13 protein-coding genes are annotated in these 15,932 nt (G+C 39.8%); 5 read left to right on the plus strand and 8 right to left on the minus strand.

Going from position 1 to position 15,932, the window contains the following annotated elements; genetic code table 11:
* Window positions 1-233 precede the first annotated feature (233 nt).
* The 3 genes from RMZ43_RS04705 to RMZ43_RS04715 form a co-directional block, all read right to left on the minus strand.
* Entirely contained in the window at window positions 234-3,539 is a 3,306-nt protein-coding gene (locus RMZ43_RS04705; protein ID WP_322654499.1) for a GAF domain-containing protein, read from the minus strand.
* 252 nt (window positions 3,540-3,791) lie between these two features.
* Window positions 3,792-4,979 carry a TRC40/GET3/ArsA family transport-energizing ATPase gene (locus RMZ43_RS04710; RefSeq protein WP_322654498.1) on the minus strand — a complete coding sequence of 396 codons (1,188 nt, stop codon included), beginning with the start codon at window positions 4,977-4,979 and terminating at the stop codon, window positions 3,792-3,794.
* A gap of 379 nt (window positions 4,980-5,358) precedes the next feature.
* The gene (locus RMZ43_RS04715; RefSeq protein ID WP_322654497.1) at window positions 5,359-6,189 is read right to left on the minus strand and encodes a peptidoglycan-binding domain-containing protein; all 831 of its coding nucleotides are present in this window, start codon (window positions 6,187-6,189) and stop codon (window positions 5,359-5,361) included.
* 321 nt (window positions 6,190-6,510) lie between these two features.
* Here RMZ43_RS04715 and RMZ43_RS04720 point away from each other — a divergent pair, with 321 nt between their 5' ends.
* Window positions 6,511-7,047: a Uma2 family endonuclease gene (locus RMZ43_RS04720; RefSeq protein WP_322654496.1), complete on the plus strand. Its 537-nt coding sequence runs from the start codon at window positions 6,511-6,513 to the stop codon at window positions 7,045-7,047.
* 32 nt (window positions 7,048-7,079) lie between these two features.
* Here RMZ43_RS04720 and RMZ43_RS04725 read toward each other — a convergent pair whose 3' ends face one another.
* The 3 genes from RMZ43_RS04725 to RMZ43_RS04735 all read right to left on the minus strand — a co-directional run bounded on the left by RMZ43_RS04725 (window position 7,080) and on the right by RMZ43_RS04735 (window position 9,723).
* The gene (locus RMZ43_RS04725) at window positions 7,080-7,628 is read right to left on the minus strand and encodes a 2'-5' RNA ligase family protein (RefSeq protein ID WP_322651293.1); all 549 of its coding nucleotides are present in this window, start codon (window positions 7,626-7,628) and stop codon (window positions 7,080-7,082) included.
* A 16-nt stretch (window positions 7,629-7,644) separates the two neighbouring features.
* Window positions 7,645-8,124, minus strand: a complete 480-nt coding sequence (locus RMZ43_RS04730) for a hypothetical protein (RefSeq protein ID WP_322654495.1) — start codon at window positions 8,122-8,124, stop codon at window positions 7,645-7,647.
* A gap of 639 nt (window positions 8,125-8,763) precedes the next feature.
* On the minus strand, window positions 8,764-9,723 hold the full coding sequence (locus RMZ43_RS04735) for an aldo/keto reductase (protein WP_322654494.1): 960 nt from the start codon (window positions 9,721-9,723) through the stop codon (window positions 8,764-8,766).
* Window positions 9,724-9,812: 89 nt separating this feature from the next.
* On the opposite strand from RMZ43_RS04735, the gene RMZ43_RS04740 reads away from it, so the two are divergent.
* Window positions 9,813-10,403: a DUF1802 family protein gene (locus tag RMZ43_RS04740; protein ID WP_322651290.1), complete on the plus strand. Its 591-nt coding sequence runs from the start codon at window positions 9,813-9,815 to the stop codon at window positions 10,401-10,403.
* A gap of 142 nt (window positions 10,404-10,545) precedes the next feature.
* On the opposite strand, the gene RMZ43_RS04745 is transcribed toward RMZ43_RS04740, so the two are convergent.
* The gene (locus tag RMZ43_RS04745) at window positions 10,546-11,232 is read right to left on the minus strand and encodes a hypothetical protein (protein ID WP_322654493.1); all 687 of its coding nucleotides are present in this window, start codon (window positions 11,230-11,232) and stop codon (window positions 10,546-10,548) included.
* A gap of 559 nt (window positions 11,233-11,791) precedes the next feature.
* Between RMZ43_RS04745 and RMZ43_RS04750 the strand changes: the two genes are divergently transcribed.
* Complete coding sequence (locus RMZ43_RS04750) at window positions 11,792-12,055, plus strand: hypothetical protein (RefSeq protein ID WP_109010888.1); 264 nt, start codon at window positions 11,792-11,794, stop codon at window positions 12,053-12,055.
* 55 nt (window positions 12,056-12,110) lie between these two features.
* On the opposite strand, the gene ggt is transcribed toward RMZ43_RS04750, so the two are convergent.
* Window positions 12,111-13,919 carry a gamma-glutamyltransferase gene (gene ggt / locus RMZ43_RS04755; protein WP_322654492.1) on the minus strand — a complete coding sequence of 603 codons (1,809 nt, stop codon included), beginning with the start codon at window positions 13,917-13,919 and terminating at the stop codon, window positions 12,111-12,113.
* A 100-nt stretch (window positions 13,920-14,019) separates the two neighbouring features.
* Between ggt and RMZ43_RS04760 the strand changes: the two genes are divergently transcribed.
* Together RMZ43_RS04760 and RMZ43_RS04765 are read left to right on the plus strand one after the other, a co-directional pair.
* The gene (locus RMZ43_RS04760; protein WP_322654491.1) at window positions 14,020-14,751 is read left to right on the plus strand and encodes a phytochelatin synthase family protein; all 732 of its coding nucleotides are present in this window, start codon (window positions 14,020-14,022) and stop codon (window positions 14,749-14,751) included.
* Window positions 14,752-14,823: 72 nt separating this feature from the next.
* Complete coding sequence (locus tag RMZ43_RS04765; protein ID WP_322651286.1) at window positions 14,824-15,453, plus strand: Uma2 family endonuclease; 630 nt, start codon at window positions 14,824-14,826, stop codon at window positions 15,451-15,453.
* Window positions 15,454-15,932 lie beyond the last annotated feature (479 nt).

Here is a 15,932-nt window from a genome sequence, read left to right on the forward strand (position 1 = left end):
AAAAATAAATTTATAAAATTTTAGCTCATAATTGCTGGACTGGATAAGTATCAGTGTCTTCACTGCTAAAAACCGGGCAGTGAAACCTTTGATTTACCGTAGGGACAATTCATGAATTGCCCCTACATTTCGTACTTGATACGTAAGTCCTATAAATAATTACCTGACTTTTTCCGTTAAGTCTCTAATTAAAACTTTTATGTCTCTAAAAAATACAAAATTTTTTGTTTATACTATTTGGTGATTTGTTTAATCGGAATTTCAATCCAAAATTTTGTACCTAACCCCGGCTGAGAATCACATTTAAACACACCACCGTGTTTATCTACAACAATCTGATAACTTATTGATAACCCCAAGCCAGTGCCTTTCCCCACTGGCTTAGTAGTGAAAAATGGGTCGCAGATTCTTGCTTTTAGGGCTTCGGGTATTCCTGGGCCATTATCTATTATGCGAATTACTACGCTCTTAATATTGCCTTCAAGCTCTCCAAGAGCAGTCCTAATGGTAATTTGACTGGTATCAGGATTTAATTGAGATTCCCTATAATCTTCTAGGGCATCGATCGCATTGCTTAAAACATTCATAAATACCTGATTCAGTGGCCCAGCATAGCACTCTACTAAAGGCAGATCGCTGTACTCTTTGACTAATTTAATCGCCGGACTTTCTGGTTTTGCTTTCAAGCGATGCTGCAAAATTAGCAAGGTGCTATCAATACCCTCGTGAATATTAACTGGCTTCATTTCTGCCTGGTCAAGGCGAGAGAAATTCCGTAAACTCAAGACAATTTGCCGGATGCGATCAATTCCAATTTTCATGGAAGATAGAGTTTTGGGCAAATCTTCGATCAGAAATTCTAAGTCTATCTCGAAGGCGCGATCGCGTATCTCAGGAATGGGATTAGGAGTACTTTGCAAATAGAGGTTTAGTATACTGAGTAAATCTTCGGCGTAATCGTTGACATGATTGATGTTGCCATAAATAAAGTTTACCGGGTTATTAATTTCGTGAGCAATACCAGCTACTAGTTGACCCAGTGAGGACATTTTCTCAGTTTGGATCAGTTGGGTTTGAGTTTGCTTTAAATCATGCAGAGCTTGAGTTAGCTTTTGAGTCTGCTCTTTGGTTTGATTATGCAATTGCGCTTGTTGAAGTGCGACCCCAAGCTGATTGGCAATTTGAGTAATGAACTTAATTTCCGAAGCTTCCCAATGGCGGGGTGCAGAGTTCTGGTAAGCTGCTAGTAAGCCCCATAGCTGTTGCCCGATAAATATAGGTGCGATCGCATAAGCCCTTGCCTGTAATTGCTCCAGAGCCGCAACGTGGCACTCAGAATGATCGGCTTGATAGATGTCATCAACTGCAAAGGTTTCATTATGACGATATCGCCCACCTTGGGTTTCCTGCAAATAGCTATCTTGCCAAACTGTATTAGTATCAGTTACTAACTTTACCCAGCCATCAACCACAAACTCGGCGATATATTCACCACTCCAATCATCATGAAAGCGGTAAACTGCAACTCTATCCGCTTGTAGTGATTTACAGATTTCTTGGGTAGTTGTCTGAAAAATTGCATCTAGATCAAGAGATTCCCTAACTTTGGCAACAACTTCAAACAATACTCGTTGTTGTTCTGCTGCTTGTTGCAAAATTAACGTCTGTTCTCGTGTCTGAGTGAGTAAATTAGCTTGCTGGAGTGCTACGCCCATTTGAGCCGCAATTTGACTGAGAAAGTTAACTTCAGAGGCTTTCCATTGCCGAGGCCCAGTGTGTTGATAAGTTGCTAACAAACCCCAAAGTTTTTGCCCAACGAAAATCGGAGCTAGCACAAAAGCGTGAATTTGAAACTGTTCTAAATTATCAATATGACACTGAGCAAAGCCCATCTTGTAAATGTCATCGACTGCAAATGTTTCATTGTTCCGGTAGCGTCCTCCCTGTGTATCTTGTAAATAGGTATCATTCCAAACTGTATTAACACCTAGTTCAGACTCATTTGACCAGTAAGGACTAGCAGCCTCAAAATCCCCAACAAATTCACCACCCCAATTAGAATCAAAACGATAAACTGAAACGCGATCGGCTTTGATTAATTGACAAACTTCTTTAGTAGTTGTTTGAAAAATCGTATCTGTATCAAGAGATTCCCGAATCTCGGCAATAACTCTAAAAACAGCCTGTTCTTGTTCAGCTGTCCGTTGTAACTCAACTGTGCGTCTTTTAACTTGTTTTTCTAAATTTTCATTGAAGGTTTGTACTTGTTGGTATAGTTCATACTGCTGAATTGCTGAAGCAAAATGTTTACCAATGTCTGTAGCTAGATCAATTTCTTCGACTGTCCATTTTTGAGCTTGTGCTTTTTTAGATTCGCGCCAAACCTCAAACGATAAACGGGGGTAAAGCTGCCTTTGATCGCTGTCATACTGCCCCGCCCATAGCGTTTCTGTATCTATTTCGTTGCGGAAAATACTTAAATAGCCCAGCAATTGCTGACGATACTGAAGTGGGATCATCAACATGCTACGAATTTTAGTTGCTTGAAAAGCGGGTTGTAAACTTCGCAAGCTAGGAGTTTGATATATATCTGAAATCGCCCAAGTATCGTATTTCCCAGACTTGTAGTGTTCCTGCCAGACGTTATACTGCTCTATCAATGGATATATAGTTTGTTCTGGCATTATAGGCTGCTGTCCACAGAGATAAAGCTTGGCACAAGTGTTTCCAGGCATTAAACATTCTGTTAAGCTGCTCATGTTGCCATTGTGGAAATCAACACCTGCATTTCTAATGCAAAGCCGTCCGCCAACGCCATTAAAGGCAGCAACAGCCGCTTCTAGGGCTGGTTGTAATACGATTGTTGGTAATGAATGTAGTAAGGTAGCAATGCGGTTAACGATCGCTTCTTGTTCGGCTGTTTTGCGGACTTGAGTGAGCAGAGTACTTTGAGCGATCGCCACTGACAGCTGCTCGACTACCATCTGTATTGCTTCTAATTCATATTCTGAAATCAAACGTGCTTGAGAATTATGAGACACTAGTAGCCCCCAAAGTTGATCTTGATAGATAATGGGCGCTACTACAGAAGACTTTACCCCCATTGCCGTCAAATATTCAAGATGACATGGGTCTACAGGGCGGTAACGGATCTCGTCTGATATAGTTTCTCCATTTTCCAAGTCATGGAGGTGACTTTGACCAATCTTTTGAGTATCAACATTAACAACAGAACGCACCCGTGATTTAATAAATAGTTCCCGAGCAGTGGGTGGAATATCATCAGCAGGAAAATTCAGCCCCAGTAGTGACGGCAAGCAATTGTTGTAAATTGACTCAGCAATGACCTGACCACTACCATCGGCATGAAATTTGTAAATCATCACTCGGTCAGTTTTTAGTAGCGATCGCACTTCTGCCGTCGTCACTGTGATAATTTCTTCAAACTCTAAGCTTCGCCGGATACGGTTTGTAATGCGGCGTAGCAAACTTTCTTCATGACGACATAAGGGTAAATCCGGTTCTGGGTTAGAGGTCATTGCTTATAGCAAAATCAATTAATAATTTGCAAAGTGACATAATTAAATCTAAAGCCATTTTGAAATTTATTTAATCAATTTGTCTTCAGTAAAACTACGGGCAAATCATTAATATAAATATTTATTGACCTTTTATATAAATTCAACTACACATTATAGAAACAGACGCTAAAAAATTGCGTCTGTATTAGCTATAACAAAAAAATCTTCCTTTTTAGTCTTGACTTTTTGTGAAACATTGCCGCAGCAACATTAAACTTTTATATTGTCAGTAAAGCGAATTTTAAGATAATCATCTTCTATCTTTGCCCCTCCTGGTTGTAGTGCTGCTAAGGCTTGCGGTAAAACTAAGTTACGACGGTGGTTGCCAATAGTAATGTTTAATTCGTCTCCATTTTTACTCAGTTGAACTTGGTTTTTCGGAATCCCGGGTAAATAAATTTCTAAGCTGTATTGGTTTTGCTCTTGTACAACTCTCATAGTCGTTTCTTTGTAATAAACCTGAGTCGGATCTTCATCTTTATAAAGAGTTTCTTTCAGGCGTTCTAAGGCAGCTAAACCGCACATTTCCTCAGAAAATAGTGGAACTTCTTTCACCGGTAGAGGGTGGAAATTATCATGAATCTCCTGGCGATATTGCTCCTGACTTTCCTTCCAACGTTGGAAAAATGGGTCTTGGACTTCACGGGGAATAATTCGATTAGCCACAATTAAATCTGTTGCCACATTATACAAACTGAGATAAGCATGGGCCCTTAGAGACTCTTTAATCACCATTTTTTCGGGATTAGTTACCAAACGCACTGAAGTTTGAGTATTGTCTGTTAATACTTTTTCCAGAGCTTCAATTTGTTCATAAAACTCATAAGGTGCATCCATCACCTCTTTATCTGGTAGTGAAAAACCAGCAATTGGTCTAAATAAAGGTTCAACCAGAGGGCGAAGTGCTACAGAGATGTTTTGGAATGGTTTGTAAAAACGGCGCATATACCAACCGCCGACTTCAGGTAAACTTAGCAAGCGCAGTGCAGTGCCTGTGGGGGCTGAGTCAATAATTAAAACATCAAACTCACCTTCATCGTAATGGCGTTTCATCCTTACCAAGCCAAAAATCTCATCCATACCTGGTAAAATTGCCAATTCTTCTGCCTGTATGCCGTCTAAACCCCTTGCCTGTAAAACTTGGGTAATGTAACGTTTCACCGCACCCCAGTTTCCCTCAAGTTCTTGCAGAGCATCCAATTCTGCACCCCACAGATTTGGGCGAATTTTTTGGGGTGCATGTCCCAGTTCTATGTCAAAACTGTCTGCCAGCGAATGTGCGGGATCTGTACTTAAAACCAATGTCTGATAGCCTAGTTCCGCACAACGGAGTCCAGTTGCAGCAGCAACGGAAGTTTTGCCGACGCCGCCTTTACCGGTCATTAAAATTACACGCATAGATACTTTTGTCCTGCCTGAGGATTTTATTACATTTATTTACATTATCGACTGTTTAAGAAAATAAATGCTGCTTCACTCCGTCGAGGCGTGAACAGTTTGAATAGCTTAACTGAAGGCTTGACTCACCCACCTAGAACTTTAGTTCCAGGCGGGACATGACCAGAAGAGGCAGGGGAGCAGGGAGCAGGGAGCAAGGGGGAAAAATTCTAAGTTCTCCTGCTAAGAGAGATTCAGAGTAAATAAATTTATTTCGAGGCACGCTGTTCGTGTGAAATAATACGTCCTTGTTCCAGCAGCCCTACATTTATGTATGGGGTTCTCTCCTCGGCCCCCTGCTCCCTGCCTCTTTTCCTCTTCATTGACTTTTAGGGTTAGTTTATTTCTTATTCCAGAGATTAATAAATTCTTTATAGATAGCTGGGGTGATCTGACTTTGTAAGTGATTTAGTGCATCACGATGGTTTTGATTATTGTTATCATAATAAGTAAATAGATTTGTCAGCTTGACAATATCAGGATTTTGATCGTTTGTCCCCCTCCATTTGTTAGTAACTTTGTGCAAAACGTCTTTGGGTAGATTTTGTTGTAAGTTATTTAGGGCTGTACTGTAAGAAGGATTTTGAGGATTCTTTTTGAATTGAGCCAATAAATCTATCAGCTTAATCTGTGATTGTGGCTGCGACTGCGGCTTGTTTGTTAGAGTAGGTTGCTGTAGAATTTGACGCTGTTCAATAGTGGCAATGCCATTTTCAGTTAAACCTTGAGATTTCTGAAATTTCTTGACTGCTGTATAAGTGGCTGGCCCATAAAAAGGCTTATCTGAAGGAATTTCGGCATTGGTGGCAAAACCGTGAAACTTCAATCTATTCTGAAGTCCGATGACTGTTTCTTCCATTACACTTCGAGTTGGGGCGTCAGCGTTACCATTAACCTCAAGTTTTTGTGGATACTGTTTCTGAAACTTTTTAATCGCTTCTTCAGTAGGATCATCTGTCAAGGAGTTGTTATTGCGCTTCCAGGGAGCAAATTTAGTCAGATCCGGTTTAGGGTCTATCTCAGGAGCTAAATATCCCAGTCCAATCAATATATGACGGATGACTTCAGGACTACTAACAGCCATACTTTTTGGTTCCTTTGCTACTAAACTACCATTTAATGTATCTTGGTTTACAAAAATTATGTAAGTAGAAATAAAGAAATCTAACATGTTTGTTTACAAGTCGTTCCAAACTTTAAGCGATGCGTGACCCAAGATGCAAGTCTTTGAAGCGTTTAGCTTTGATGAGCGATCACTTCGGGTTGTTTCTAAATAGCGATCGCATATATTACATGCCATTATAAATTAGGCAGCAATAACGCCGTAAGATCGTCATTTTGGTAGTTTAAGTAGCGCGATCGCACTTGGAGAATTAGTGGTTTGCATATATCGCTGAAGTCTTAAACTTGATAGTAGTGCGATATATTACTAAGTTGAAACTAGTTTAATATTAAATTACGGCAAGAATCTATGCTCTCATAAGTGGTCAAAATGAAGTCAGTTGCAAAGATCCCTTTAGCCGAGTTTCTCTCTCAACCCAACATTGAGGCTTCGCCCGCATGGGAGTTAATTAACGGGCAAGCACTGGAAAAACCAATGCCAACCCTTTTTCACTCACGGCTACAACGCAATTTAGTGAATTACATAAATCGTCATACTGAGCGGTTTGAAGCCGTGCAAGAACTGCGTTGTATCGTACCTCCTTACTCCCCAGTACCAGATATTTCCGTTATAGCTTGCGATCGCCTTGACGATAAAGATGGCCCTCTAGAGGGAGCGCCTGACTGGTTAATTGAAATTCGCTCTCCTGACCAAAGTACCCTAGACTTGCAAAACAAAATTCTCCATTGTCTTAGCAACGGAACGCAATTGGCTTGGCTAATAGATATAACTCGTCAACAGATTTGGGTATGGCTTGGAGATGATCTGCCACTGGTTTGTTCCGCAGAAGACATTTTACCAACTTTGAGGGATTTGCCGGAGCTTATGGTTAACGTGGTGATGGCTATGACTCGCAGGCAAAGCTAAAGTAAAAGTAATGTAACTATACACTTTAGAAGTTACTCATTGCTGAGAAAACCAAACTCCGATTTAATATTCCATCGCTTACCGTCGTGAAGCAGTAATGTTAATTTGTCGGCAGTAAACTCAAAATGCAACTGACGCTTTTCAAATTCTGGCCAAGCAACTCTAAAGTTTTGCTTTGTTAAATCTCGAAATGCAACCGTTATATGGGGAGCAAAAGGGCGAGTTTTAGAAACCTTGTCAACGATTCCCAAGTTGCTTTCTGTATAAGTCATTAAATCAGCTTGCAAAGTCAAAAGCTCTTGGCTTTTAACTACATTAATGTATATAACACGAGGTACAAAGGCATCAAATCCCTTGAGGGTAATTGCTACTGGCTGTTGTCTACTAGCAAATTCCTTCAAAGATGCTTCTAGTAGTGGCAAGTTATCATCTGCCCATTCAAAAGGTGGTTGCAGGGTAATATGAGGCGGAGATTTTAGCGCCCCGCTACTAGCATAGCGATCGGCGAAGTATTGCTTAATCTGACTGGCGTAGTCTTGAATGTCTTGTGGTGGTAAAAGGGCGACAAAAAAACGGCTCATTTAGCTTATCTCCAAATTACAACCAATTCCCAATCAACATATAAGTTCGTTGATCTTCAATGAGTATTCCCAAGTAATTTAGTTGCGCTTGGACTAGTGTTGCTGCCAGTCTGATACTCTCCCCTTGCTGCTTATATACTTTAACAGCCTGTTGTAACAGTTCTACCGCCTTGGTAAAGTTTCCGCTATTGTATAAAACTTTGCCCTGCTCTATTAGTGAGGCTGGGTCAGTGACTACAGCCAGCGACGTAAGATTATGAATTGGTAGTTGAGATGATAAATTAATTGAGCTAGGAACTCTTGCTAGTACGAGTGAACCAAGAATCCATAGCAGAGCTATTAGGAAGTACAAAGGCAAGCGGAAAAACTGAGCTAGTGTGGTTTTTTGCCAATGCCCTGGATGCTTTTGCTTTTTAGCTTTTACATAATTCGCACCAAAAACGCTAGTTTTTATAGCCATAAGCATGACAGAGGTAACTAATAACCAGGAACGCACAGGATTAACTGTAAGTATTTAGACTACCAGGGTAATGTTACCATTTGTACCATTTCACTAAAATCCTGATACAAATTCTTTCCCCTCTGCTCCCCTGCTCCTCTGCTCCTCTGCTCCTCTGCTCCCCTGCTTGCCTAAATGTATAAACCTTAAAGTGAAACGGTATTGCATCCATTGCTCATGCCGTAGCTCTGACAATAAAATGCCAAAAACCTGGTCGAGGTTGACCAGGTTTTATCGAGTTTACAGGGTTCAAATTGTTAAACTAAGTTAAGTAATTAAAACTTAATAACTAAGGTTGACTAAACGACGAACAAACTCAGCATTATTGCGTTTTTCCGCTATAGGATTTGGGTTTGCCTTCTATATTCGGCTTTTTACCACTTCATTTGATATGCTGAAATTTGCTTGGGTTGATGACAGGGGACACTAAGTCATTTACCCTTTGAGTTTGGTTTTTTCTTTTCGTGTCCTAGTATTTAATTTATCACTTAATTTGTGAGTTGCAACCCCTAGTTTACTAAAGTTGACGTTTTGTTAGATTTTGCAATTTAGCTCTAGAGATTTGATCCCAGACTATCTTTTTAAGAGATTTGAGGGGATCTTGGAGAGATAAGCATGACTAACCAAACTGCATTGTTACCAATTCCACATAATTGGACTGTTATCCAGATTGTCGGTAACAATACGTCCAATGGCATCAATTTCTGCCAATTGGGCGGCGGAAAGCTTAATTTGAGCGGCTAAGGCGTTGTCTTGTGCTTGTTCGGGATAACGCGCCCCGGCAATAGCATTTGTTTGAGGTTGAGCAATTAACCAGGCTAAAGCTAACTGAGCAAGTGTACAATTATGAAGAAGGGCTATGGGACGAAGTTGTTGTAGCGCCTGTTGAGCACGTTCAAAGTTTTCGCCTTGAAACAGTTTATTTTTAGCACGGTTATCTGCTGGGTCAAATTTATGACCATGAGCAAATTTACCTGTTAACAACCCCTGTGCTAAAGACGAATAAGCAAGGATAGAAATATTATTTTCGATACAATAGGGCAATACATCTTGTTCTACCTGTCTCCAGAATAAAGAATAGGGTGGTTGTAAACTATCAATACGTCCATAACTTGCTGCTTCTGCCAACTGGGCGTGGGAAAAATTGGAAACACCAATAGCTCGAATTTTACCTTGTTCTTTGAGCAGGTTAAGAGCGCTCATAGTTTCCTCAATAGGTACTATTTCACTATTGAAAGCACCGGAGGGCCAATGTATTTGGTAAAGATCAATGTAATCAGTTTTCAGGTTCGTTAAGGAACGATCGCAAGCTTCAATGACTTGTTTATACTTTAGATGGTTAGCAAAAACTTTCGTGGCATACTCCACACGATCGCGTACATCAGATAAAGCTTCAGCGACAATTTGCTCAGAGTGTCCTTGACCATAAGCTTCAGCAGTATCAATTGTCGTTATACCAGCTTCATAAGCGGCTCGAATCGTTTTAATTGAGTCAGCATCTTCAACTCCCACCCACATTCTTTTACCAGCTTGCCAAGTTCCCATAAGGATGGGTGTGATTTGGACTTCAGAAGTACCTAGTGTTCGCTTTTCCATAACTGCTTGCTTTCTAATTCATTCCCCTAGATAGTTTCACACGTTATCGGTCTTAGCTTGAAATTAAACCAGAGTTACAGTAGATACTGATGGAATTGACTACAACTTTTCATGCTCTCAAAGAATGGGCAGTCGCCATAAATGCCTTGGAAAGTGGCGAAACAATTATGTTGCTTCGCAAAGGCGGTATCCATGAAAGAAATGGACATTTCCAAGTTGCTCACAAGCAAATTTTGCTTTACCCTACTTATGAACATCAACAAGCTTTCATGCTGAAAGCTGAGTATGCTAATCGTGTTTATCCAGTTACATCAGGTTGGCATCCAGAGAAAGTACCCATCGGTAGTTGGGCTGAAATTACAGATATTTTGCCAGTTAGCGATGAGTCTATTGTCAACACATTGCTTCCCTTCCATATTTGGAACGAGCATTTTATTAGCGATCGCCTCAAATGGAAAGCACGCCAGCCGCTTTATATTCTCCTCTTACGGACATATAAACTACCCCAACAAGAAATTCCCTATCACCCTAAATACGGCGGTTGCAAGTCATGGATTGATTTAGATCAACCAATTAACTTGCAAGGAGCAAAACCAGTTTTATCTGACTTTGCATATACTCAACTAGTAGAGACAATTCGCCAGATTGTCGGCGATAAGTTGTATGCTCCTTCTTTCTGATAACCCAAATTACATGTTATCAAAGACCAATTTCTTATTGAATGCGAAGGTACACTAGGAGATAGCGGTTGCGCTAGGCGCAACTGCAACTCCGGTTTAATGAAAAGTCCTCTTGTCGGTAGCAAAAGTTCTAAATTACTTATTAACTTAACAAAGCTTTAACCTGGCTTTGTTTGCTCAATAAAAGCTTAAAGCCATCAAACATAATTGTGAAAGCTTGATACACACGGTCAACGATGCCACAAATTTTTTCTTCTTCATCTTCAGAAAGGTGAATACTATTTAAAAATTTTTGCATTTCCTGCTCAAAAAGTTCGTGATTCTTTTCAATATCTAAATGATGTATTGAGAAGTACTTGAGTTTACTAGAATAACCGACTCGTTTCACTAAGCTTGCAGTGTACTGAAAAAAGATGCGACCTGTAGACTCAAGACTCATTATCAGAGCAACTCTTTCAACATCACTACTTGCTCGAAAAACCTCCGATATTATGGCATAAGTTGCATCACGGGTGAAAACATAATCCCGGCTATATAGCAGTTTAAGATTCGGCTCTTCAACTTTCATCTCTTGAAGATCGCTTAAAAACCATTGCTCGTGCCCCATGTCCTCGACTAAATGATGATGAGCAATTTTATGGATTTTACTATCAGTAATTTGCATCTCATTTATTCGGATTATGTCTTGAAAAGACATAACCCAGAAGCTCAAGTATTGAGCCAACAATCTCATATTTTCTAAAGAATTTTCTTTAGTAATTTGGATGAAAAGTGGGTGTTTAGCTAGTTTAATTTGTTTTTTAATTATATATTTATCGATGGTTTTCATCTTAAATCCAATATTTCCTTAAAATTTATACTAGTGATATCCAATACCTTTGCCCAAAAAAGAGGACGAAGAGAGAGTGTGCATATAAAGTTAAAAAATCAAGCTATGTGACGAAACGTCAAATCACCCAATAACTTATGCATTGGTTGTTCCACACTTTTGGCAAAACTAAATATACATGGGTTTTACCATGCCGACTTATCTAGTTTTATAAGTAATTTCCGAGATTGGCAATAGTCTTTATGTATCTAATCAGAAAAACAAATCTTCTAATTGCGAACTCCAGCGAAAATAGTAGTGATTGTTACACCCAATCCCAAAAAACGCGGATACATTAGAAAAATCTCACCCGATAAATAAGGTGAGGCAAAGCTGTTTATCTTCGTGTTCTAGCAGATGTATTCCAAGTTATCGCTTGTTAAGTAACTATCTTGAAATGGATAGAACTTAATTACACTTTGTCTAAAGTGTTAGACAAAAAAGTATCCCACAAGGGTGATAATTGACTTGACAAAAATCTGCTATTATGCATATTACTTAAAAGAACAAGGAGTTTGCAATGCATCGACAAATGTGCTGGTTACCTAAGTCTGGTGGTGACGGAGAGAAAATTTTGTATTTGCAGACAGAACCTAATCAACCTTGGCGTCCTTACACAGCTTTTAGAGGTTTTACAGTCCCAGATTATCAAATACCAGGTGGATCTAAAGGTTGGGCAACTTATCAAAAACTTCTCAAAGCAGGTTGGACACTAGTACCTAGCGCACGGGCAAATGAGTTTGGCAGCAGCAGCTATGTAGAATCAACAGCCCAAAATCAATAGTCATTGATCATTTACTATTTTTAGTGTCTCTGCGTCTTCTTAGTCTCTGACTCGCTCACAAACCTCTGGGAGAACCTTCACCGCGAGGATCAGCGGCCCCTTCTAGAGTTCCATCAGATGTTACAGCGATCGCATTACCATTACCCCAAGGAATAGTTTCTTTTATTTTGTGTCCCCGACGGCGTAAGTCTTCCACAGTGAGAGCATCCAAACCCCAGGATTCGACGCGCAACTGATCTGGAAGCCATTGATGATGTATGCGTGGAACAGAAACAGCCGCACCAACATCCATGTTGTATTCCAGCACATTTAGGATCACTTGCAAAACCTGGGTGATGATAGTGCTACCACCAGGCGCACCTGCTGCCATGCGGAAATGACCATTTTCTGTGACAATTATCGGAGTCATGCTGGATAAGGGAGTTTTACGAGGTGCGATCGCATTGGCATCGTTACCAACCAAACCAAAGGCATTAGGCACTCCTGGCGCAGAAGCAAAATCATCCATCTCATTGTTAAGAACAATTCCAGTTCCCGGTGTCACGACACCAGCACCAAAACCAAGGTTAATTGTGAAAGTCAGACTTACGGCGTTGCGTTCTTCATCTACAACCGTAAGATGACTAGTTTCAGTAGATTCATGGCGACTTGTGTTCGTTTGTAGAGACTGAAGCGATGATGGGATGATATTATTTGCCGATTTCTGATTATTAGCTTGACTAAAACGTTGTAGTGTCTCTTTATCTACTGGCTTGACTTCGGTCGAAGGTCTAGCCACTTGCATATTAATTTCTTGACGGCGTTTTTTAGCGTAACCTGGACTGAGCAGTTCTTTCACAGGAACTTTAACAAAATCAGGATCGCCTAAATATTCTGAGCGATCGGCGTAAGCAATCTTCATTGCTTCAACCATTAAATGTATAGCATCGGGATGATGCCATCCCAAAGATTTCAAATCAGTGTCACCAATAATATTTAAAATCTGCAATAGATGAACGCCTCCTGATGACGGTGGTGGCATTGAGCAAATTTTAGCTTTACGAAAATTGCTACAAACAGGAGTCCGCCAGATTGGTTTGTAGGCTTTGAGGTCTTCTAGAGTAATCAAACCACCATTTTTTACCATATCAGAAGCGATCGCCCGAGCAATACTTCCGGTGTAAAAACTTTGGGGATTTTTGGCAATTTCTGCTAAAGTTCGTGCCAAATCACGCTGCACCAGCTTCTCTCCTGGTTGATAAAACTCACCATTACGAGTAAAAATTTCTCGCGCTGCTGGATTTTTGAGAATTGCTTCCTTGCGGTTTTCGTATTCTGGGAGGGAACGCCAAGTAATTTGAGGACTGAGGACAAAGCCATTAGCAAGTGCGATCGCAGGTTTCATTACCTCTTGCCAAGGAAGCTTACCATAGCGACGATGCAGTTCATAAAGTCCCGCCACCGTTCCTGGTGTGCCTACTGCCAAATAACCATTAATACTTGCATTGGGACGCACTTTTCCTTTTGCATCTAGATACATATTTCTTGTAGCTTTCAGGGGTGCGCGTTCGCGGAAATCTAAAGCTTTCATCTCACCAGTTTTCTCAGAATGCATCAGCAAAAATCCGCCGCCGCCGATTCCGGCTGAAAAAGGTTCAACTACTGAGATTGCAAAGGTTGTAGCGACAGCTGCATCCACTGCATTACCACCTTTGCGTAACATCAAAATTCCCGCTTCACTTGCTAAGGGATGGGCCGAAACCACCATTCCCTTTTTGCTGCGTAGAGGTAAAGTCAAGGCAGCTGAGGCGACTTGACTGTAAAGCAAGACACTAAAAGAAAAGATTGCCAGCGCAACTCGCTTGGGTTTAGCAACAGTAAGCATTTTTATACTATTTCTCCTAAAATTTTATACTTATTTAGCATCTTGGCGTGAGATCATTGATATGATCTGATTTGAAAATTTTACAGTACTTATAAATGCTATGTTACGAAAAATAAGTAAAACATTTTTCAAAGCTTTAACTATTGGATTATGTATCTCTAGTGGAAGCGTTCTTTCTCAAACATTACCGCTTTCCTCTAACTTAGTAGGTTTTAATACGCCTGAAGGGGAAAAATTATTGCTTCAGAGTAAATCAAATGAAGACTTTTTTCCACTGAGTATACAATTCACCACTCAAAATAATCAGGCATATTGTGGTGTTGCAAGTATGGTTATGGTACTGAATAGTTTACAAATTCCAGCACCAGAAGCACCGCAGTACAAGCCATATCGAATATTCACTCAAGAAAACTTTTTTAGTAATGATAATACAAAAAAAGTGCTAACTCCTGAAGTTGTGTCTCGCCAAGGTATGACTTTAGATCAGTTAGGGCAATTACTAGCCAGCTATGGCGTTAAAGTTAATGTTTACCACGCTGCCGACACTAGTTTAGAGCAGTTCCGCAAACAAGCGGCAGAAAATTTAAAACAACCGCGAAACTTTGTTTTAGTAAACTATTTACGCAAAGAAATAGGTCAAGAAACAGGTGGGCATATTTCTCCTTTAGCAGCATATAATGAGCAAACAGATAGGTTTTTAATTCTTGATGTTTCTCGTTACAAATATCCACCAGTCTGGGTAAAAACAGCAGATTTATGGAAAGCAATGCTTACAACTGATTCCTCAGTAAATAAGAGCCGTGGCTTTGTATTTGTCAGCAAAAGCCTTTGATATAAGGATCTGTTCATTGAGTTCATGAATTCTGCGATCGCCTATCTTCGATGTAAATAATGCGAGCTAATTATGGATACCGTAATTACACCAGAAAGAATCGAGTTACCACCTGGCGCAGTGTTAAAGCTTTTGGGAGACTGGAAAGACTATCAAGTATTGAGTCAGCAACTAGGTGATCGCTCCTCGCCTCGCATTAAATATCGAAGAGGAGAGATTTTACTAATGGCACCGCTACCAGAGCATGGAAGAGATGCGAGTTTGTTGGCATTGATAGTAATAGCTCTACTTGACCACTTAAACCGCATATACGAGTCATTTACGCCTATCACCATGAGCTTGCCAGAAATTAGTGGCATTGAACCAGACTTTTGCTTTTACATTGAAAATTGCAGAGCAGTAGTAGGCAAAAAAAGAATTAATTGGGAGTCAGATCCACCACCAGATTTAGCAATTGAAATAGATGTGACAAGCTACACCGACGTTAATGATTTTTTGCCTTATCGAGTGCCAGAAGTTTGGATATTAAAGAGTAATCAGTTATTAATTTATCGATTCCAGGAAGAAAGTTATGTGCTTACAGAAAGCAACTACTTTCCTAACGTCACAGGAATTGTGCAGCAATGTCTCAAAATGGCAAATGAGCAAACAACAAGCGAAGTAATTAGGTGGTTAAAGAACTTTTTGCGTGAACAGCAGTAATACAATATCTAAACTAGTAATGAAAAGTTTGTAGTAAGGGTTAGGGTGGGGTAAAAACCAGCTTTTTAACTTATTGACGAGCCTGAATCAGAGTAGAAATTACCAAAACCACTATAAGAGAAAGCTTTCAATAAATTAAATATTCATTTAGATGGCAATGATAATCATTATAATTTTCAACCATTCTTTAGTTTTTAACTATTTTAGCCGGGGAAGCTGTCACAGATAAATTCATCAGAGTTTTTTACCTCAAGCTTTGATATCGATCATACCTCTCAAAGCTGAGGAATTATTACAATAATGTAACACAAGCTGTATGCTCAAGTCTGAGTATTCTTCACTGCATAAAACTGAACAATTTACTTGTTTAATTAAAATTTTATATAAGGATATCTAAGTTTTCCCAGCTTAGATATCCAATAGCAACATAACCTAAAGTAAATAGACTATTAACTATATATATCATTTTAAGTCTAATT

The organism is Nostoc sp. CmiVER01, assembly GCF_034531135.2.
Classification (GTDB): domain Bacteria; phylum Cyanobacteriota; class Cyanobacteriia; order Cyanobacteriales; family Nostocaceae; genus Nostoc.

Coding starts and splice junctions, on each gene's coding strand:
- RMZ43_RS04705 (WP_322654499.1), bottom strand. CDS start 3,539: ATGACCTCTAACCCAGAACCGGATTTACCCTTATGTCGTCATGAAGAA.
- RMZ43_RS04710 (WP_322654498.1), bottom strand. CDS start 4,979: ATGCGTGTAATTTTAATGACCGGTAAAGGCGGCGTCGGCAAAACTTCC.
- RMZ43_RS04715 (WP_322654497.1), bottom strand. CDS start 6,189: ATGTTAGATTTCTTTATTTCTACTTACATAATTTTTGTAAACCAAGAT.
- RMZ43_RS04720 (WP_322654496.1), top strand. CDS start 6,511: ATGAAGTCAGTTGCAAAGATCCCTTTAGCCGAGTTTCTCTCTCAACCC.
- RMZ43_RS04725 (WP_322651293.1), bottom strand. CDS start 7,628: ATGAGCCGTTTTTTTGTCGCCCTTTTACCACCACAAGACATTCAAGAC.
- RMZ43_RS04735 (WP_322654494.1), bottom strand. CDS start 9,723: ATGGAAAAGCGAACACTAGGTACTTCTGAAGTCCAAATCACACCCATC.
- RMZ43_RS04740 (WP_322651290.1), top strand. CDS start 9,813: ATGGAATTGACTACAACTTTTCATGCTCTCAAAGAATGGGCAGTCGCC.
- RMZ43_RS04745 (WP_322654493.1), bottom strand. CDS start 11,232: ATGAAAACCATCGATAAATATATAATTAAAAAACAAATTAAACTAGCT.
- RMZ43_RS04750 (WP_109010888.1), top strand. CDS start 11,792: ATGCATCGACAAATGTGCTGGTTACCTAAGTCTGGTGGTGACGGAGAG.
- ggt (WP_322654492.1), bottom strand. CDS start 13,919: ATGCTTACTGTTGCTAAACCCAAGCGAGTTGCGCTGGCAATCTTTTCT.
- RMZ43_RS04760 (WP_322654491.1), top strand. CDS start 14,020: ATGTTACGAAAAATAAGTAAAACATTTTTCAAAGCTTTAACTATTGGA.
- RMZ43_RS04765 (WP_322651286.1), top strand. CDS start 14,824: ATGGATACCGTAATTACACCAGAAAGAATCGAGTTACCACCTGGCGCA.